Raw genomic sequence first — 19,195 nt, 5'->3', positions numbered from 1 at the left:
GGCAGCCTCATCAATGCAGCGGAAGGCAGGTCTCCTGACTTGTCCCATTTTCACCGTCCTTCTCAGCCCGCCCGAAGCCGGCCAATGAACCTGATGTGGTGAAAACTGCGCGGGACTTACAGTAGCGCGTCTGTCCGGGATTCGCACCCGGTTCCCTATTAATCCAGGTATTACCCCGGAACCTTCCGCCGTCTGACTGGAAATCGACCAGAGAACAGCGGGGCGAAGGTAGGGGAAGGGGCGGAATGTAGCGTGGGCGCGGCCGCGCCGGCCGGGCTGCTTGCCATACCGCCGCCGCCGCAGAGCTACGGGCTGAAGCCCGTGCTACACGCGGCCACGTGCTACTTTGCGGCATGCAAACTTATCCCGTGCCGGGCGGCCGCAGCATGGCTTCCCGCATCCGCTCCATCTTCAGCGGCTCCGTCGGCAACCTCGTCGAGTGGTACGACTGGTACGTGTACTCGGCGTTTGCCCTGTACTTCGCGCCCTCGTTTTTCCCGCAGGGCAGCCAGACGGCGCAGCTGCTCAACACGGCCGCCATTTTTGCGGTGGGCTTTCTGATGCGGCCGCTGGGCGGCTGGCTGCTGGGGCTGTACGCCGACCGCGCCGGGCGCAAGGCGGCCCTTATGGCCTCGGTGCTGCTCATGTGCGGTGGCTCGCTGCTGATTGCCCTCACGCCCACCTACGCCCAGATTGGGGTGGCGGCGCCGGTGCTGCTGGTGCTGGCGCGGCTGCTGCAGGGTTTGAGCGTGGGCGGCGAGTACGGCACCTCGGCCACTTACCTGAGCGAAATGGCCGACCAGCGCAACCGGGGCTTCTTTTCCAGCTTTCAATACGTGACCCTGATTGCGGGGCAACTGCTGGCGCTGCTGGTGCAGCTGGGTTTGCAGCAGGTGCTGAGCGCCGCCGAACTGCAGGCCTGGGGCTGGCGCGTGCCGTTCGGGATTGGGGCCGCCGCGGCCGTGGTGGCGCTGTATCTGCGGCGCACCATGGAAGAAACCGACGCCTTCACCCACCAAACCGCCGCCGACAACGCCGCTGCCGTGCCGCAGCCCGGCAAGCTCCGGCTGCTGCTGCGCTACCCGCGCGAGGTGCTGACGGTGGTGGGCCTCACGCTGGGCGGCACCGTGGTGTTCTACACCTTCACCACCTACACCCAGAAGTTTCTGGTGAACACCACCGGCTTCACCAAGGGCCAGGCCACGCTGGTATCGTTTGGGGCGCTGGGCGTGGCTATGCTGCTGCAGCCGCTGCTCGGAGCGTTGTCGGACAGGGTGGGGCGGCGGCCGGTGCTGCTGTTTTTTGGGGTGGGCGCCACGCTGGGCACCGTGCCGCTGATGACGTGGCTAGGCGCGGCTCCCAGCCCCGGCGTGGCGTTCGGGCTACTGGTGCTGGCCCTGACTATCGTGAGCGGCTACACGTCCATCAACGCCGTGGTGAAGGCCGAGCTGTTCCCAACGGAAATCCGGGCGCTGGGCGCTGGGCGTGGGGCTGCCGTATGCTCTCACGGTGGCCATTTTCGGCGGTACAGCCGAGTACGTGGCACTGCTGGCCAAAAGCCAGGGCGTGGAAAGCTGGTTTTACTGGTACGTGACGGCCTGCGCCGCCATTTCGCTGGTGGTGTACCTGCGCATGCCCGACACCCGCGACACCTCACGCATGGATACGGCGGCCGGCTAACCTTTTCGGGTAGGGCCGGTTCTGAGGTGCCGCGCAACGTTGCGGCTCGGTTTGTTACTTTTCTTCCACACTCACCTTTTCCCGTTTCTCATGAAAAAGATTCTCACCCTGCTGTTCGTGTTCTGCGGCCTGCTGCTGGCCGGCCAGGCCATGGCGCAAGCCAAAAAGCCCGAAGACAAGAGCAAGCGCCCCAGCCCGCCGGCCACCGTCACTGGCCCCGGCTTCACCATCGACTACAGCCGCCCTTCGCTGAAAGGCCGCAAAGCCTTCGGGGGCCTGGAGCCCTACGGCAAAGTGTGGCGCACCGGTGCCAATGAGGCTACCACCTTCACGACCACCAAAGCCGTGAAAATCAACGGCCAGGCCCTGGCCGCCGGTACCTACGCCCTGTTCACCATCCCCGGCGAGAAGGAGTGGACCATCATCTTCAACAAAACCGCCAAGCAGTGGGGCGCCTACGAGTACAAGCAGGCCGACGACGCGCTGCGCGTGCAGGCCAAGCCCACCAAAACCGCCGCTCCCGTGGAGCAGTTCACCATCTCGGCCGACAAAGCCGGCGTGGTAACCCTGATGTGGGACAACACGCAGGCGGCCTTCACGGTGAAGTAACACCTTCATCGGGCTAGCTGCCGAACGCAAACCGGCCGCCGTTTCTGCTTTTCAGGGCAGAGGCGGCGGCCGGTTTATGTAGGTGGGGCTGGGCTAGGTTACCGAATCCGGAACTTGACGGGGACTTCCATTAAGGCGGCTATCGGCTGGCCGGCCAGCACGCCGGGCAACCAGCCAGCTGGCAGCTGCTGCACGGCGCGTAGCGCTTCCTCGTCGCAGCCGTAGCCAACGCCGGATTTCACGCGGTGTCCGCTGGCGCGGCCCTGCTCATCTACCAGAAACTCAATCACCACGTCGCCGCCGGCGCGGTTGCGCAGGGCCAGCGCCGGATAGCGCACGGAGGTGCCAACGGCCTGGTTCATGGCCTGCTGCCCACCGATGTAGAGTGGCGGCCGGTCCAGGGAAACCTGCCGGGAGCCAGCGCCCTCCACAACGGTGTATTGCTTCTGCTGGTCGGCGGGCCGGATGCGGGTAAATTCCAGGGTCCGGGTGGAGTGGTTGTAGCGCTGTTCCAGGGTGTCGCCGGCGGCGTAGTAGCTCCAGGTGCCCGTTTTCTGGTCGTTGCGGTAGGCGCCGGTGCCCTGCCGCTGGCCGTTCCAGCCGTATTCAATCCAGGTGCTGTCGCGCTGGCCCTGCTTGTAGAAGCCCTGCTGAATAGGCTGGGCGCGCAAGCTGTTGCTTTGCTGCAGGTAGGGTCCGTGCTTCACATTTTTGTTGTCCTGCAGCACGTAGTAGGTTTCCTGGCTCCAAGGATTAGACTGTTTGACTACCACTTTAGTGGTTTTCTGAGCGGTGGCAGCCAGCGGCAGCAGTGCGGCCGCCAGCAATAAGGTGTTGCGCATGGGTACAGATAGGTTGGGGATGAGTAGTAAGGTAAAATGCAGTCAGCCTAATTTCTTTTTTGCCTTGGGCCTCTTTCCGCCGGGTGTCGGACTGAGGTCAGCTGCCGGCTTACGCGGGCGAGTATTCGGCTGTCTGACCTTTCTTGCTATCCACAAGAGGACAAGGCCCACAACGAATAGCAGCCAGACTGGCTGCGGCTTTCCATATTTGCCTGGCGCCTCCGTGATGCCGCGCCAGTAGCCAACTGCGCCACTGAGTAGCAGAAAACCAGCCACTGCGGCTATAATGAGGCCAGTGTTATCGGCCAGCCATTTCCGGGTACGGTACATATATTACGACTGCCCGGCTTCGCCCAGCACGCTTTCCACCCAGCCTTTGCCCCAGTCTTCGAGCTCCTGCGCGGTCCAGAGCTGGGGGTAGAAGATGCGGCGCTGGAACTTGGGAGGCAGGTACTTCTTCCAGTTGGTGCCGCCGGTGGCCGCCACGGCCGTGGGGTGCCGCTCCAGGTAGCGCACCGCCGACTTGAAGTGCATCAGCGGCCAGTTCACGTTCACGTTGATGTCGAGCTGCTTGAGCTGGCGCAGCAGGCGCGGGTGCTGCTGGTCCTCGGGGGGCAGGCGCTGCACCACGCTCCACACGTTGCGGTGCTGGTAGTGGGCGGCGTGGGCCGTGAGCTGCTGGGTGTACTTCTGCTCGAACTGAATGAGGGTAAGCGCTTTTGCGCCAGTGTCTTCTACGGTGGCGCCGGCCTTCCAGTAGATGCAGCCCATCAGCTCGTCGTGGGCGGCGGCCTCGCCCAGCAGGCGGCGCTTTTCCTTGTCGAGCAGGTTGCTCAGGTCGGTGCTGGCAATTTCAATCATGCGGTACTGCACGCTCTGAAAGCCCGAAGCCGGCATCAGCGACATGCGGAACTGCAGAAACTGCTGCTTGTCCATGCCGTCCACCATCACGTCGAACGAGTCGATCAGGTTCTCGAAGTAGCGGTTGATGCGGCCCAGGCGCAGCACCAGCTCCTGCAGCGTAGGCGTCTGCAGCTCCCCCAGCTGCTCGTACTCGCAGAGGCAGAGCTTGAAGTACAGCTCCGTAATCTGGTGGTACATGATGAAGATCCGCTCATCGGGAATAAGCGTGAGCGGGCGCTGCAAACTCAGCAGCGTGTCCAGGCTGATGTAGTCCCAGTAGTTGACGTAGTCGGCGTGGTAGAGGCCTTCGAGGTAGGCGGCCAGGTCCTGGTTGTCGGCGGCGTACTTCTGCTGCAGCAGCCGCAGCTGCTCGTAAACGGCGGGCGAAAACTCGTCCTCGGGGGTGGGCATGGGCGGGTGGGTGTGGGAGGAAACAGGGTGGGAATCCGGCCACAAGGAACGAAAAAGCCGCCGAAACTGCCAGCCGCAGGCAACCCCGGCGCCAGCGCCGGCATCCTTACGCGGGTGGTGGTGCCCGGTCATCCCTGATCTGGCGTCCGCCTGCGCAGGACCTTGTGCAATGAGAACGAGTCGCTGACAAGAAAGGTATTCTTAGCGCACAAGGTCTTTCGCAGGGGCAGGATGACAGGGCCCCATAAATCCACAAACTCACTACTTCACAAATCCGCCAATACTTCTACCTTTACCCCGTATATGGCCGAGAAAAGCAGCATCTTCGACATGATTGGGCCGGTGATGATCGGGCCCAGCTCGTCGCACACCGCCGGCGTGGTGCGTATTGCCCGCGCCGCCATCCGCATTCTGGGCGGTACGCCCACGCATGCCGTCATTACCTTCTATAACTCGTTTGCCCGCACCTACGAGGGCCACGGCTCCGACCGCGCCATCGTGGCCGGCCTGCTGGGCATGGCCACCGACGACGTGCGCATCCGCGAGGCCTTCGACCACGCCAAGGAGGCCGGCTTGCAGTACTCGTTCCAGGGCGTCGGCAATGCCTCGACCATGCATCCCAACACCATCCGGCTGCAGCTGCGCGACGAGCGCACGGGCCACGCCGTGGAAGTTATCGGGCAGAGCCGGGGCGGCGGCGTCATCCGGATTGTGGAGGTGGATGGCTTTCCCTCCGACTTTTCGGGCAGCCTGCACACGCTCATCCTCGACGCCGACGACGCCAAGGGCTCCATTGCCTTCATTGCCTCGGTCATTGCCCACGACGACTGCAACATTGCCACCATGCTCGTGTCGCGGAAAGGCAAAAACGACGTGGCCCGGCAGTTCATTGAAATCGACTCGGGCATCAAGGAAATTACGCTCGAATACCTGCGCCAGCTCAGCTGGGTGCGCCGCGTTACCTACATTCCCACCATCGATTAGAGTTGGTAAAGCCAATCGGTCATTAATTCGCGTTTCTGCATATTTGGCCTGAAATACTGGCGCAGGTCTGTCGTTCTGCTTTTCGTTTCCTCTGCCTACTATATGAAAATACCTGCTACTCTGCCCCGTGCGCTGGCTCTGGCTGGCTCCACGGCCCTGCTGCTGGTTGCGGTCCGCCCCGCTGCGGCTCAGACTACGCCGCCCGCCCAGCCGCCGGGCACGGCGCTGGCCCAAGCGCCGGCAGTGGCCGGCACACCCTTCACGCTGCAGCAGGCCGTGGACTACGCGGTGAAAAACAACCTGAACGTGCGCCAGAGCCAGCTCAATGCCGAGCTCAGCGACGTGACGCAGCGCGCCGGTCGCGGGGCGCTGCTGCCCACGGCCAACCTGAGCGGCAGCCAGACCTGGAACTACGGTACCGGCCTCGACCCGCTCACCAACGACTTCGTGAGTCAGACCATCCGGTCCAATAACTTCTCGGCCTTTTCCCAGATTACCCTGTTTTCCGGGTTCCAGCTGCGCAACACTGTGAAGCGCAATGCGCTGGATTACCAAGCCGCCTTGGTGGATATCGAGCAGGCCCGTAACGACTTGTCGCTGAACGTGGCCTCAGTGTACCTGCAGTACGTGCTGGCTGAGGAGCTGATCCGGGCCAACCAGACCCGCGTGAACAGCAGCCAGCAGCAGATTTCGCGCACCGAAAAACTGCTCAAGGCCGGTGCCGTGGCCGAAAGCCAGTTGCTCGACAGCCGGGCTCAGCTGGCCTCCGACGAGCTGAACGTAGTGACGGCCCAGAACCAGCGCGACCTGGCGCGCCTGCAGCTCATTCAGCTACTCAACCTGGATGCGGCCGGTGCGGCCGCCTTCCGGATTGACATGCCCCAGGTGCCCGACCCCGACGAAAATGCCGCTTACGACGCTGATCCGGCCACTATCTTCGAGACGGCGCAGGGCGTGATGCCCGAAATCCGGGCTGCCGACCTGCGCGTGCGCTCCAGCCAGCTGGGCATCGATGTGGCCCGCGGGGCCTACCTGCCGCGCCTAACTTTTGGGGCCGGTGTATTCACCGGTTTCTCCTCGTCGCGGCTGGCGCGTGTGTTCAACGGCGACTCCACGTCGGTTATTCCGATTCCGGTGGTGCAGTACGTGAATGGCCAGCCGGTGCCCACCACGTTTGCGGTGCTGCAGCCGGCGCAGGCCATTCCGGAGTTTCTGCCAACTAAGTTCGCCGACCAGATCAAGGACAACATCGGTCGGCAGCTGCAGTTCAACCTCAACATTCCAATTCTCAACGGTTTCCAGGCCCGCACCAACGTGCAGCGGGCCCAGGTAGCCACCCGCCAGGCTGAGCTGCGCGCCGAGCAGACCCGCCTCACGCTGCGCCAGAACATCCAGCAGGCCGCCGCCGATGCGTTGGCTGCCCAGCGGAAGTTCGCCTCGGCCAAGCGCCAGACCGAAGCCCTGACCACAGCCTACCGCAACGCCGAAATCCGCTTCAACAACGGCCTGCTCAACGGTACCGAGTTCAACATCGCCAAAAACAACCTCGCCGCCGCCGAATCAACCATGATTCAGGCCAAGTACGAGTACACGTTCCGCCGTAAGGTGCTGGACTTCTACCAAGGCCGCCCGCTGGCGCTCTAGCCGGTTGCCACGTTCCCAAGTCCGACAAGAATCCAAGACATAACTATGAAAAACAACCGCTTACTCTACATTCTGCTGGCCGTCGTGCTGTTGGGAATCGGGGGCTACGCCATCGGTAAAAAACAGGGCTGGGTCGGCAAGCCGGCCGGTACCGAAGTAACGGCGGCCAAGGCCGGTACCGTCAATATCGTGGAGCAGGTAAGCGCCTCGGGCAAGGTGCAGCCGGAAACGGAAGTGAAAATTTCGCCCGACGTATCGGGCGAAATCACGGAGTTGTATGTGCAGGAAGGCGACTCAGTGAAGAAAGGCCAGCTGCTGCTGCGCATCCGCCCCGACAACTACCAGGCCCTGGTTAACCAGCAGTCGGCGGTGGTGAATGCCCAGCGCGCCAACGTGGGCCAGACCCAGGCGCGCCTGCAGCAGCTGATTGCCAATGCCAAGCAAACCGAGCTGACCTACCGCCGCAATGCCTCGCTGTTCAAGCAGAAGGTGATTTCGCAGGCCGAGTACGAAGGAGCCAAAGCTGCCTACGACGCCTCCCAGGAGGAGCTCAACAGCGCCCGGGCCGGCATCCGCTCGGCGCAGAGCAGCGTGCAGAGCGCCCAGGCCGGCCTCGATGACGCCCGCCGTAACCTCAACAAAACCACCATCTACGCCCCCGTGAGCGGCACCATCAGCAAGCTCAACGTGGAGAAAGGCGAGCGGGTAGTGGGTACGTCGCAGATGTCGGGCACCGAAATCATGCGCATCGCCAACCTCAACTCCATGGAGGTGCGAGTGAACGTGAATGAAAACGATATCATCAACGTGCACCTCGGCGACTCAGTGGTGGTGGAAGTGGACTCCTATGCCAGCAAGGACGAGAAGTTCCGCGGCCTCGTGACCAGCATTGCTAATACCGCCAAAGATGCCCTCACGGCCGAAGCCGTGACGGAGTTTGAGGTGCGCATCCGTCTGCTGCCCGACTCGTACCGCCATCTGCTGCGCACCGTCAACGGCCGCACCGTGGTACCGTTCCGCCCCGGCATGACGGCTTCCGTCGACATCATCACCGACCGCAAAACCGGCGTGCTGAGCGTGCCGCTGGCCGCCGTCACAACCCGCTCCGACAGCGCCATGACGGCCGCCACCGGCGCGGCTGGCAGCGCCGGCCCCCGCGTGCGGGTGGGCGGCGTAGGCGGGCGCGGCAATAGCGCCGCTACCGAAGCCGCCAGCGCCAAGAAAGTCACCGACGTGCAGGAAGTGGTATTCATCATCCGCGACGGCCAGGCCATGATTACGCCCGTGAAAACCGGCATCAGCGACTTCCAGAACATCGAAATCCTGAGCGGCCTGAAGCCCGGCGACGAAGTGGTCAGCGGACCGTTCCGGGCCGTGGCCAAAACCCTGAAGCCCGGCGAGCGGGTGGTAGTGAAGGACGCTCAAAGCCTTGACAAGGAAGCCCTGAAAGAAGGCCCCGCTGACGCCAAATAGCCTCGCAGCCGCATTTTGGGATGGTTCGGGCCCGGTGGCCGCTATTTGTTCTCCGCTGTCCGCCAACCTCCTATAGCAGCCAAGCCCCTGTCGTTCGCGCGGCAGGGGCTTGTTTGTAATGGAAACTTCGCACTTTTGAGGACAGGCTATCCAGGGCGCGGGCGGCTGCGCTGGCCGAAAACAGCCCCGGCTCCTTGTCACCTGTCACCTCATCACCTCTCACCTGTTACCTAGTTGGAAAAAATAGCCATGCTCGGCGGCGGCTCCTGGGCCACTGCTCTCACCAAGATTCTGGCCGAAAACGGGTCCCGGGTGGGCTGGTGGCTGCGCTCCAAAGACGACGTGCAGCACCTGCGCACCACGCGCCACAACCCGCGCTACCTCTCGTCGGTGGCCCACGACCTCACGCGCGTGTTTCCGTCCACGAACCTGCAGGAAGTGGTGGAAGAGGCCGACTGGCTGGTGCTGGGCGTGCCGGCCGCCTTCGTGCAGGGCGTGCTCGATAAGCTGGACCGCGACGCGCTGAAGAACAAGCGGGTGATTTCGGCCATCAAGGGCATGATTCCGGGCAAGAATGTGCTGGTAACCGACTATGTGGCCGACCGGTTCCGGCTGCCGCCCTCGCGCCTGGGCGTGGTGGCGGGGCCCTGCCACGCCGAGGAAGTGGCGCTGGAAAAGCAGAGCTACCTCACCATCGGCTCGCCCGACTCCACGCTGGCCGAGGACTTCTGCCGCCTGTTGCGCAACCGCTACGTGAAGGCCAACCCCGCCCAGGACCTCGACGGCATCGAATACTTTGCCGTCATGAAAAACATCATTGCCCTGACCAGCGGCATTGCCCACGGCCTCGGCTACGGCGACAACTTCCAGGCGGTGCTGGTGAGCAATGCGGTGCAGGAAATGCGCCGCTTCGTGCACGCCCTCAACCCCACGCCCCGCGACCTATCGGGCTCGGCCTACCTCGGCGACCTGCTGGTGACGGCCTACTCGCAGTTTTCGCGCAACCGTACCTTCGGCAACATGGTGGGCCGCGGCTACTCGGTGAAGTCGGCGCAGATGGAGATGAACATGGTGGCCGAGGGCTACTACGCCGTGAAGAGCATCTACGAGATAAATAAGCGCCTGCAAGTGCCCATGCCCATCACGTCGGCCGCATACCACATTCTCTACGAGAAGATTTCGCCGGCCGTGGAAATCGAATTGCTGAAAGAGAAGTTCCGGTAAACCGTCAGCGCGTTTGCTAATCAACTGACACATCATCATCCAACGCCACTCATTCATGAGCACCTGGGACTACCACAACTTCGACAATGACGCCGCCGCCGACCTCGGCGAGAGTTTCCGCGAAACGCCCAACGAGGCCGCACTCTACGAGGCGCTGGCCACGGCGGCCGAGGAGGAAGGCAACCTGGAAATTGATGCCGCTAGTGAGGCACTGGCCGCGGCCGAAATCGTGGCCGCCATCCTGGGCAAGCCCGCCGCCGACTTCCCGCCCGGCCTGCTGCCCGCCGTCGCCCACCTCGACGCCGCCGACAGTGAAGACCTGCGCGAGCTGGCCGAAGACGCCGTAGCGGCCGTGCTGAAGAGCTCGGAGCTGCAGGAGCGGTGGGCGGAGTCGGAGGACTATGCCAGCTGGCAGCAGCTGCAGCAGGACCTGCTGGCCCGCCTCCACGACGAGGACGGCGAAGCCGACGACGACGAAGCGTAGCGGCTGATGAACTGGCTGTTGCTGGCGGCCTGCGCCGCCGTGTGCATGGCGCTCTACAACCTGCTGATCAAGGCCTCGGCCGGGCAGGTGCACGAAATGGTGGGCGCCGTGGTGCTGCAGGTGGTGGCCGCATTGGTGGGGGCAAGCCTGCTGCTAGTGCTGTACCTGCGCGGTGCGCTGCCGCCGGTGCTGGCCACCAGCCGCGGCCTCACGCTGGCGGCGCTGGCCGGCGTGGGCATCGGGCTGGCCGAGATTCTGACGTTTGCGGTGTATAGCCGCGGCGCGCCGGCCTCGGTGGGTACCCCACTGATTGTGGGCGGCTCGGTGCTGCTGACGGCCCTGCTGGGCGTGCTGGTGCTGCGCGAAACGCTGGGCTGGCCCCAGGCGCTGGGCCTGCTGCTCATCGTAGGCGGCATTGCGCTGCTGGCCCGCGGGCACTAGCCGGGTTCTGTTTGAGAAGGGAAATGCTGAGCAGGCCGCCCGACGCCGGATGATAGTTTGCACTTGTCCGGCGTCGGGCGGCCTGCGGCATTACGGCTGCGTGGCCCGGCTATAAATTACCACGTACCTGTCCTGATACGCCGGGGTGTAGAAGGGCGGCTGGGTCCAGGCGGGTGGGTTCTTGGCGTCGCGCTCCAGCACCACGAAATCGTAGGTCTGGCGTGGGTCGGCGCGCGTGGCGAGGGCCGGCGGGCGACTTTCCAGCAGGGCGTAGTGGTGCATGAACAGCTCGTGCTGCGGCGAGGCCAGAAACACCTGCCGTGCCCCGTGACGGGTAAGCCAGCGGTACGACGCCTCCATCAGCTGCTCCTGGCGATGCTCCGCCCGCCACGGCGTCAGCTGCCGCCGGAATTGGTACACCTCGTAGCCGCCAATCAGCAGCAGAAACAGCGCCAGCTGCGCGCGGGCCGGCACCCGCAGCCAGCCGAGTAGCACCGGGGCCGCCAACCCCGCCAGGATGCTGCCGAAGCAGGCCATGAATAGCAGTACCCGGGCCGGGGTGAGCACCTGCTGCAGCGCCATCAGCAGCAGCGGCACGGCCAGCAGCAGGCCGGCCAGGGCCAGCACGGCCCGCTGGCGCGGAAGCTGCCACCAGAGCAGCGGCCACACCGCCACTAGGCCCGCGCCGCCCAGCAAACCCAGGCGGCCATTGCCGGCCAGCATGTCGGCCAGCACGCGCAGGTGGCCAGCGAAGCGGGGCCAGAACACCGCCGCGCTCAACGGCTCTACGTAACGGTTGCCCAGCAGCCGCGGCAGCCCCGATACGGCAATTACCGGCGCGTAGAGCAGCCCGGTGGCGGCCACAATCAGGGTGCCGGCCAGCACCAGCCGGCCCACCGCCGGCCACTGCCGCTGCCCACCGAAGCGCAGCAACAAACCCAGCCCCAGCGCCGCCAGCGGGTACACAAATGTCGGGATGGTGTATAAGCCCAGAATGCTGCCGCCCACAAATACCACCCAGGCTAGTCGCTGCCGCAATGGCTGCCGCCACAGCGTCAGGGCCGCGAAAAACACCGCTAGCAGCAGCACTAGCTGCAGAAAATAGCCTCGGCCCGCCACCGCGTAGTACAGCCCCAATGGCGTAAAGCTGAACAGGCCGGTGCCCAGCGTGGCGCCCCGGAAACCCAGCTGGCGCGTCAGCAGCAGGTAGCAGCCGGCCGAGCCCACCGTAGCGAGCAGCAGCGTGGGCAGGCGCATCACCACGTGCAGGTCAGTGCTCAAACAGCTCAGCGGCCAGCACATAAAGTTGAACAGCAGGTGGTTGTTGGGAATGGGGTAGAAGCTGCTGATAGCCACCGGTCCCTCGTGAATGAAGTAATCAAACGAGGCCGCCTCATCGGTGCTGATGGGGTAGTAGACCAAGTACCACAGCCGCACGAGCAGCAGCGCCAGCAGTAGCCCCCCGAACACGAGCTGCTGCCCCCGCCCCAGCTGCTGCCAGGTGCTGCGCATGCTGCTGCCGAAGCGCCCGAACTCCTGCCTCAGGTGCTGCCCTTCCCGGCGCAGCAGCCCAGGCCGCTGCCGGCTCAGCAGCCACAGGCCGCTACCACTGAGCAAAGCCGCGGCCAGCAGCCCGCCGCGCAGGGCCAGGTAGCGGGCCGGGGTCAGGGTCAGGCGCAGGTGCCGGTAACTGCCCTCGTGGTACGTGACGTGGCCCAGGGCCTGCACCCTGGCGTAGGCGGCCGGCCCAAAAATCAGCAGTAGCCACACGCTGCCGGCCAACAGGCACAGCAGCCCAAACGCCAGCAGGGCGCGGACCGGAACAGGAGCAAAAACGCGCATACGGGCAGCAGGGAAATCAGCCAAAAAAGAAAGCGGCCCGCTTAATCAGCCAGCAGGCTGGCGCCGGTCAGGCGCGACAGTTCTTCCCACACGCGGTGCACCGGCAGGCCCATCACGTTGAAGTAGGAGCCCTCCAGCCGGGTCACGGCTACCATCCCAATCCAGTCCTGTGCCCCGTAGGCGCCGGCCTTATCCAGTGGTTGATGCTGGCTAACGTAATGTTCTATTTCCGAGAGGGATAATTCGCGGAAAGTTACCCGAGTCTGGTCGGAGAAAACCACCTGCCGGCCGTCGCCGCCGAGCAGACAGACGCCGGTGAAGACGTCGTGGGTGCGGCCCTGCAGGCGTTGTAGCATCCGGATGGCTTCGGCCTCGTCGGCGGGTTTGTTGAGCACGTCCTCGTCGAGGCACACGATGGTGTCGGCGGTGAGCACCACCTCGTCGGGGGCCAAGCCAGCGCGGTAGGCGGCGGCTTTGTGGGCGGCTAGGTACTCGGCTACTTCGGCGCGGCGTAGGTGCGGTGGAAACGACTCATCTACTTCCTGCAGGCGCACGGTGTAGGCCAGGCCCAGGTCGGAGAGCAGCTGCCGGCGGCGCGGCGAATTGGAGGCCAGAACGAGCTTCATTTAGAGAGGAACAGAAAACTCCCGCATAAACGGGTGCTGGGTTTCGTCGGCGCGGATGCTGCTGAACAGGAAACCGCCGATGGTTTTGGGATAAAAAAACGTGGACTTGGGCGGCATCACGGCGCCCGAGTGGCAGACCCGCTCCACTTCGTCCATGGTTACTTCGCTGGTGATGAAGGCGGCGCGGGCCTCGCCGTGCTCCACCCGCTGCAGGCACTCGGGGAAATTGCGCACGTAGGCCACGCCCGGCCACTGCCGCTGCGCATTGGGCCCGATAATACCGAGCACCTTTTCCAGCACGAAAAAGTGCAGCACCGTCAAATCCAGCGCTTTTACCTCGGGCGTGGTGTCCCAGTCGAGCTGGGCGTGCACCTCGGGCCGCAGCCGGAGCTTGTAGGCCTGGCCCTCACCCAGATACAGCCCAAAGGCCCAGGGCTTGCCGGCAATCAGCTCGGGCAGGTCGTAAGGGTCTTCCTTGGGCATCACCAGAAAATACGTTTCCAGCCGCGCCAGCAGCTCCTCGTTGCGGAGGCCATCGGGCAGCTCCAGCAGCAGCCGGTGCGTGGGCAGAATGCGCAGGTCGTCGGCGGCCGAGTTGGTGAGGTACATCAGGTGGAAGTTCCAGCCTTCCTGGCCGGTGGCGGCCGGCTCGGCAGCCTGGCTCGCCTGCCGGTAGGCCAGCGAGCCTTCGTAGCGGTGGTGGCCGTCGGCCAGAATCACCTGCCGCGCCGCCAGCACCTGCTGAAACCGCTTGATAACCGCCGCATCCTGAATCACGGCCAGCACGTCGCGGGCACCCTGGTAGTCTTCCTCGGTCTGGTAGAGCGGCGTCAGGATGGCCTCGTCGAGGTAGCGCTCCAGCTCGAAGTCGTCGTCGCGGTAGAGGCCGTGAGTGGCGCTGGTCTGGAACTCGGTGCGGGCCAGCAGTTCGGCCCGGTCGTTGACGGCCGCCGGCAGCGTGTTTTCGTGGCGCAGCACCACGTCCTCGGCCCAGTCGTAGGCCCGGATGTGGCACATGAAGCCCTTGCGGCAGTACTCGCGGGTGCTGCCTGGCAGCCGGAAATACTGGTAGTAGGCGTAGATGCCCGGCAACTCATCCTGGCGCAGCACGCCGGCCTGCTGCCACTCGCTCAGCCGGAGTTGGGCCGCGCCGGCCGCATCCTCGCCGCGCGGCACCGACAAATGGATGCTGTTGAGCGGGTTGCGGTAGAGCGCCTCCCGCTGCCGCGCCGACACTACATCAAACAGCGGCGAAACATAGTCATCGATGTTCTGGCTCAGCGTTGCATTGTAGCGCCAGCCACGTAGGGGTTGAATTTCAGCCAAAGGAAAGGGGGAATTAAGAATTAGGAATTAAGAATTGTCCGACAGTGGAGTCTTCGGCTTAAATTGGCGAATGCCCGTTTCAGGAATCCGCCAATTCATAATTCTTAATTTTTAATTGCGCGCAGCGCTAGGGTGCCAGGCGGCTCAGGCGCCAGGCGTCGCCTTCCAGCTCGTACACTATCCGGTCGTGGAGGCGGCTGGGGCGGCCCTGCCAGAACTCCACGCGGTGCGGCCGCAGAATGTAGCCGCCCCAGTTCTCGGGGCGCGGCAGCGGGTCCTGATCGGCAAACTGGTCCAGCAAAGCGGCCTCGCGCTGCTCCAGTTGCTCCCGATTCTCAATCGTCTGGCTCTGCGGCGAGGCCCAGGCCCCGATCTGGCTGGCCCGGGGGCGGCTCTGGAAGTATTCGTCGGAGAGGCTGGCGGGGGCTTTTTCTACGCGGCCTTCCACGCGCACCTGCCGCTCCAGGCCCGGCCAGAAAAACGTGAGGGCCGCCAGCGGGCGCGCCGCCAGCTCCTGGCCCTTGCGCGACTCGTAGTTGGTATAAAACAGGAAGCTGGCCTCGTCGGGCAGGCCTTTCAGCAGCACTACCCGCGCCGAGGGCTGGCCGGTTTCGCTCACGGTGGCCAAGGTCATGGCCGTGGGCTCGTCGAGCTGGGCGGCTAGGGCCTCGTCCAGCCAGCGCCGGAACTGCGGCACGGCCAGCGGCAGAACGTCGGTTTCCGAAAGAGTGCGCTGAGCGTAGGTTTTGCGCAAATCGGCCAGTTGCGGATCGAGCATGGCGAGTAGGGAAGGAGGAAGGAAAAAAAGGATGCGGGCCGCTATTTCCGGCCCAAATCGGCCGCAAGGTAGCATAATGCGAACTTGGCGGAACCTGAGTTGGGGCAGCTGACGTACTGCAGGTAGTTTAGCAGGGCCCCCACCGGCGCCGGCCGGTGGGTCGGCAACGGGTTGGGCGTTGCTTTTGTTTGCCAAGCCCTGTTGCCATGCCCCGCCTCCGCCCCGGTAATCTTCTGATTTCCCAGCCCTTTCTGGGTGACCCCAACTTCGAGCGGACCGTGGTGCTGCTCTGCCGCCACGACGACGAGGACGGCACCTTCGGGCTAGTGCTCAACCGCCCGACGGCTCTGCGCCTGGGCGACGTGCTGGAGCTGCCCGAACCAGCCGACGCCGGCCCGCTGGCCCAGGCGCCACTGCTGATGGGCGGCCCCGTGCAGCCCGATACGCTGCATTTCCTGCACCAGTGCCCCACTATTCCCGGGGCGCTGGATCTGGGCCATGCGGTATACTGGGGCGGCGATTTTAGCGTTTTGCTGGAACGCCTGCTCAACGGCGAGCTAACGCCCGAAACCGTACGCTTCTACGCCGGTTACTCCGGCTGGACTACCGGGCAGCTGGCGGCCGAAGTCAACGAAAATGTTTGGATTGTGCACCCGAATGATGCCGGGAAAGTCTTTACTTTGGACCATGATGCCTTCTGGCAGGCCATTCTGCGCGAGAAAGGTGGCCGCTACCGCGCCCTGTCCAACTACCCGCTGGACCCCCGCCTCAACTGACCTGATTTCTTCCTCCGTCGCCCGTGCCGTCGTTTTTCGACTGCCGGCCGGGCCTTTTCCCCTGAACTATGCTACCCGAAAACGATAACGCCGCCCCCGCCGGCTCTGCTGCCGACTCCGAGTCGCCGATGAGCATTCTGGAGCGCCGGCTGGCTGAAATCCGCTCCCAGCAGCCCGACGCTACCGATACTGCGGGCAACGCCCCGGTGGCTGCCACGCCCGCCCCGGCGCCGGCCGCCGATGACGATATAACCGAACGTCCCGCCACCGAAACACACCCCCAGCCCGGCCAGCCCGAGGAAGCCGGCACCGCCGAAACGCCCGCTGTGGTACCAGCGACGCCGGTTTCGGTAGCGCCCCCCGCGCATAGCCCCGCCATTTCCGACACCCAGGCCCGCGCCGAAAGCCACTATGGCACCAGCACCCCCGGGGTGGTAAGTGCCCAGGCCCAGGAGGCCGGCGCTGTCGATTCTGCGCCGGACCACGTGGCGGCTGCCGAGCCGGTGCCCGCCGTAACGCCCGAGCCCGAAGCCCTGACCGAGGCGCCCGCCGAACCCGTGTCGCCCGAGCCCGAAGCGCTGACCGGTGCCAGCGAGTCGGTGGCTGAGTCGCCGGACGCCGAGCTGCCCGTGGCGGATATTCACGCGGCGGCCGAGCTGGAAACGGCCCCCGAAGCCCTGGCCACCCTGCCAACCTCGTCGGAGACGCCGCCCCTGGAAACGGGTGCTGCGCACGAGGAGGAAGAGGAGTTCGTGCCCGAAACGCCGGCCCCCGATTTCACCACCCTCGACCTGCCGGCCCAGACGACGCACCTGCTGGCCTTGCTGCGCCGCCCCGATGCCCGCCAGAACCGCAAGCAGATTACCGACCTCTACCGGCAGTACGACACGGCCGTGCAGGCCGACCGCACCACCGCCCGCCAGCGCTTCACCGAAGCCGGCAACGAAGGCGACGACTTTGCCTACTCCGGCCCCGACGGCTACCAGGAGTTGAGCAAAGGCATGCAGGAGTTCCGTGAGAGCCGCGTGCGCGACGCCAAAGCCGAAGACGAGCAGCGCGCCCGCAACCTGCTGCACAAGCAGCATCTGCTCTCGCAGCTGCGCCTGCTGGTAGAATCGGCCGAAACCAAGGACAGCTCGGCCCGCATCAAGGCGCTGCAGAACGACTGGAAGGCGACCGGCCCGGTGCCGCAGAAAGACACGCAGGAGCTGTGGAACTCCTACCACGCGCTGCTCGACATCTTTTATAACAACCGCGGCCTGTTCTTCGAGATGAAGGAGCTGGACCGCCGCCGCAACCTGGAGGCCAAAGAGGCCCTGATTGTGCGGGCCGAGGCGTTGGCCGGGCAGTCGAGCATCAACAAAGCCCTGACCGACCTGCGCCAGCTGCACGAAGAGTGGAAGCACATCGGGCCGGTGCCCAACGAGCAGCGCGAGCCGCTGTGGCAGCGCTTCCTGCAGGCGTCGGAGCTGGTGCACAACCGCAAAAAGGAGTTTCTGGACACGCGTTCAACCCAGGAAAACGCCAACATGACCCGCAAAGCGGCGCTGCTGGAGCAGCTGCGCCCATTCGGCGACTTCCAGACGGAGCGCGTAAACGAGTGGCGGGCCAAAACCGACGAACTTCAGAAGCTCAAGGAAGAGTGGGATGCTGCCGGCCTCGTGCCCCGCGACAAGGCCGAGAACATGAACAAGCAGTTCTGGGGTGCCTATAAAGGCTTTTTCCAGCGCAAAAATCAGTATTTCAAAGCCCTCGACGAAGAGAAGAACGGCAACCTCAAGCGCAAGCTGGAGCTGATTGAGCAGGCCGAAGCTGCGCTGGCCAACCCCGACTGGGAGCAGGGCCGCGAGGTGGTCATCCGGCTGCAGAAAGACTGGAAAACCATCGGCCGCGTGCCCGAGAAGCAGTCGGACAAGGTCTGGAACCGGTTCCGCACCGCCTGCGACTCGTTCTTCGACCGCAAAAACCAGGAGCAGAAGCAGCGCCACGAGCGGGTGCAGCAGCTCAGCCAGGAGCAGGCCACCTACCTCGACCAGCTGGCCGCCAGCACCGCCGGCCTCAGCGCCGACCAGCCAGGCACGCTCGACGGCTTCCGGCAGCACGTGCAGGAGTGGCAGGCCTTCGGGGCCGACAGCCGCGCCGACGAGCGGTTCCAGAGCGTGATGGGCAAGTACCTTGATACGGTGCCGGGCCTGGCCTACGACGAGCGAACGGATCTGCTGTTCAACCTGCAGATAGAGCGCCTCAAATCCAGCCCCGACGCTCAGCAGCAGCTCTATAAAAAGGAGCAGGCGTTGCGCCGCGAAATCAACGAGCTGGAAAATGATATTTCCACGCTGAAAACGAACCTGGAGTTTTTCGCCCGTTCCAAAAACGCCACCCAACTGCGCGAAGAATACCAGGGCCGCATCGACGAGGCACAAGGCCGCATTGAGGGCCTGAAAAAGCAATTGCGCGTCGTGCGTAGCTAGACTTTGCTTCACGACTGCCATAAAAAAAGGAGGGCTCCGGTAATTTACCGGAGCCCTCCTTTTCTGCGCTAATCAGGCGTTTAAGATCAGGCTGACTACTGTAAATGCCTCCTGATATTGCGGGTCTGAAGATCTGCTTATAGAACCCAGCGGGCTGGCTGATATAGTGCAGCGCGAGCCGGAATCTCAGGGGTTGATTGGGGAGCAGAGAGGGGGCGCTTATGGTTTCGGTTGCTGTGTTTTATTTTTTGCGAGCGAGGTACCGCAGAATTGCTGGTAGTAAGGCCGCGGAAATGGAAAATAAAAAAGCCCCGCGTTAGCGAGGCTTTTTTATTTTCTGTCAGGAGCAGTAAGACTACTCGCCGGCAGGCACGGCATTTTTTGGCTTGCGGCCCCGCTTAGCGCCACCTGGTGTTACGGTACGGGCCTTACGCTCTTTCACGGCTGGCTGGTAGTCGTCGGCCAGAATAGCATCCATATCTTCCACTGCCTGGTTGAGCGTGCGAATTGCAGCCGAAACGCTGCGGAGTGCTTTGCGCAGGTCTTTCTTTACGATGTCGCTGTTTTTAGCGTTCTTAATTACTTCTTCAAGCTGGCTGATGTCCAAGGCCATGGTGTACGTATTTTAGAGGTGAAAAGCGTGTAGGAAAACTGAAGAGTACAAACCTACCAGAATAATTC

At 64.0% G+C, this 19,195-nt stretch carries 17 protein-coding genes and 1 riboswitch; of the genes, 10 read left to right on the top strand and 7 right to left on the bottom strand.

All coding sequences use genetic code 11. The features are described 5' to 3' along the window. Window positions 1-7 precede the first annotated feature (7 nt). Window positions 8-201: riboswitch (cobalamin riboswitch) on the bottom strand. Between the two features lie 152 nt (window positions 202-353). Both O3303_RS05945 and O3303_RS05940 read left to right on the top strand, forming a co-directional pair. Next, window positions 354-1,997 (top strand): MFS transporter, encoded by a 1,644-nt coding sequence (locus O3303_RS05945; protein ID WP_269561149.1) that lies wholly within the window; start codon window positions 354-356, stop codon window positions 1,995-1,997. After that, window positions 1,909-2,289, top strand: coding sequence for a DUF2911 domain-containing protein (locus tag O3303_RS05940; protein ID WP_269561880.1), 381 nt, complete (start codon window positions 1,909-1,911; stop codon window positions 2,287-2,289). The genes O3303_RS05945 and O3303_RS05940 overlap by 89 nt, the downstream gene beginning before the upstream one ends. Window positions 2,290-2,387: 98 nt before the next feature. Here the strand turns inward: O3303_RS05940 and O3303_RS05935 are convergent, their stop codons facing one another. Both O3303_RS05935 and O3303_RS05930 read right to left on the bottom strand, forming a co-directional pair. Further along, entirely contained in the window at window positions 2,388-3,131 is a 744-nt protein-coding gene (locus tag O3303_RS05935) for an energy transducer TonB (RefSeq protein WP_269561148.1), read from the bottom strand. A gap of 333 nt (window positions 3,132-3,464) precedes the next feature. Continuing rightward, window positions 3,465-4,445: a tryptophan 2,3-dioxygenase family protein gene (locus O3303_RS05930; protein WP_269561147.1), complete on the bottom strand. Its 981-nt coding sequence runs from the start codon at window positions 4,443-4,445 to the stop codon at window positions 3,465-3,467. A gap of 303 nt (window positions 4,446-4,748) precedes the next feature. On the opposite strand from O3303_RS05930, the gene sdaAB reads away from it, so the two are divergent. The 6 genes from sdaAB (at window position 4,749) to O3303_RS05900 (ending at window position 10,695) form a co-directional block, all read left to right on the top strand. Next, a complete protein-coding gene (sdaAB, locus tag O3303_RS05925; protein ID WP_269561146.1) occupies window positions 4,749-5,429 on the top strand; it encodes an L-serine ammonia-lyase, iron-sulfur-dependent subunit beta in 681 nt (226 codons plus the stop codon). A 102-nt stretch (window positions 5,430-5,531) separates the two neighbouring features. Further along, entirely contained in the window at window positions 5,532-7,073 is a 1,542-nt protein-coding gene (locus O3303_RS05920) for a TolC family protein (protein ID WP_269561145.1), read from the top strand. A 45-nt stretch (window positions 7,074-7,118) separates the two neighbouring features. Beyond that, a complete protein-coding gene (locus O3303_RS05915; protein ID WP_269561144.1) occupies window positions 7,119-8,546 on the top strand; it encodes an efflux RND transporter periplasmic adaptor subunit in 1,428 nt (475 codons plus the stop codon). Window positions 8,547-8,780: 234 nt separating this feature from the next. Next, window positions 8,781-9,770: an NAD(P)H-dependent glycerol-3-phosphate dehydrogenase gene (locus tag O3303_RS05910; RefSeq protein WP_269561143.1), complete on the top strand. Its 990-nt coding sequence runs from the start codon at window positions 8,781-8,783 to the stop codon at window positions 9,768-9,770. A gap of 55 nt (window positions 9,771-9,825) precedes the next feature. Continuing rightward, window positions 9,826-10,254: a DUF4259 domain-containing protein gene (locus tag O3303_RS05905; protein WP_269561142.1), complete on the top strand. Its 429-nt coding sequence runs from the start codon at window positions 9,826-9,828 to the stop codon at window positions 10,252-10,254. A gap of 6 nt (window positions 10,255-10,260) precedes the next feature. Next, window positions 10,261-10,695, top strand: a complete 435-nt coding sequence (locus tag O3303_RS05900; protein ID WP_269561141.1) for an EamA family transporter — start codon at window positions 10,261-10,263, stop codon at window positions 10,693-10,695. Between the two features lie 90 nt (window positions 10,696-10,785). On the opposite strand, the gene O3303_RS05895 is transcribed toward O3303_RS05900, so the two are convergent. The 4 genes from O3303_RS05895 to pdxH all read right to left on the bottom strand — a co-directional run bounded on the left by O3303_RS05895 (window position 10,786) and on the right by pdxH (window position 15,267). Continuing rightward, window positions 10,786-12,537, bottom strand: coding sequence for a hypothetical protein (locus O3303_RS05895; protein WP_269561140.1), 1,752 nt, complete (start codon window positions 12,535-12,537; stop codon window positions 10,786-10,788). Between the two features lie 41 nt (window positions 12,538-12,578). Beyond that, window positions 12,579-13,163 carry a Maf family nucleotide pyrophosphatase gene (locus O3303_RS05890; RefSeq protein ID WP_269561139.1) on the bottom strand — a complete coding sequence of 195 codons (585 nt, stop codon included), beginning with the start codon at window positions 13,161-13,163 and terminating at the stop codon, window positions 12,579-12,581. Next, window positions 13,164-14,489 (bottom strand): DUF1015 domain-containing protein, encoded by a 1,326-nt coding sequence (locus O3303_RS05885; protein WP_269561138.1) that lies wholly within the window; start codon window positions 14,487-14,489, stop codon window positions 13,164-13,166. A gap of 127 nt (window positions 14,490-14,616) precedes the next feature. Then, complete coding sequence (gene pdxH / locus O3303_RS05880) at window positions 14,617-15,267, bottom strand: pyridoxamine 5'-phosphate oxidase (RefSeq protein WP_269561137.1); 651 nt, start codon at window positions 15,265-15,267, stop codon at window positions 14,617-14,619. Between the two features lie 206 nt (window positions 15,268-15,473). Between pdxH and O3303_RS05875 the strand changes: the two genes are divergently transcribed. Further along, complete coding sequence (locus tag O3303_RS05875) at window positions 15,474-16,043, top strand: YqgE/AlgH family protein (RefSeq protein WP_269561136.1); 570 nt, start codon at window positions 15,474-15,476, stop codon at window positions 16,041-16,043. 68 nt (window positions 16,044-16,111) lie between these two features. Continuing rightward, on the top strand, window positions 16,112-18,514 hold the full coding sequence (locus O3303_RS05870) for a DUF349 domain-containing protein (RefSeq protein ID WP_269561135.1): 2,403 nt from the start codon (window positions 16,112-16,114) through the stop codon (window positions 18,512-18,514). A 355-nt stretch (window positions 18,515-18,869) separates the two neighbouring features. Here O3303_RS05870 and O3303_RS05865 read toward each other — a convergent pair whose 3' ends face one another. Continuing rightward, complete coding sequence (locus tag O3303_RS05865) at window positions 18,870-19,127, bottom strand: hypothetical protein (RefSeq protein ID WP_269561134.1); 258 nt, start codon at window positions 19,125-19,127, stop codon at window positions 18,870-18,872. Window positions 19,128-19,195: the final 68 nt, after the last annotated feature.

Origin of the sequence: Hymenobacter canadensis, assembly GCF_027359925.1 — a bacterium.
Classification (GTDB): Bacteria; Bacteroidota; Bacteroidia; order Cytophagales; family Hymenobacteraceae; genus Hymenobacter; species Hymenobacter canadensis.
The sequence above is the reverse complement of the archived record's forward strand: the minus strand, read 5'-3'. Positions and strand labels throughout refer to the sequence as shown.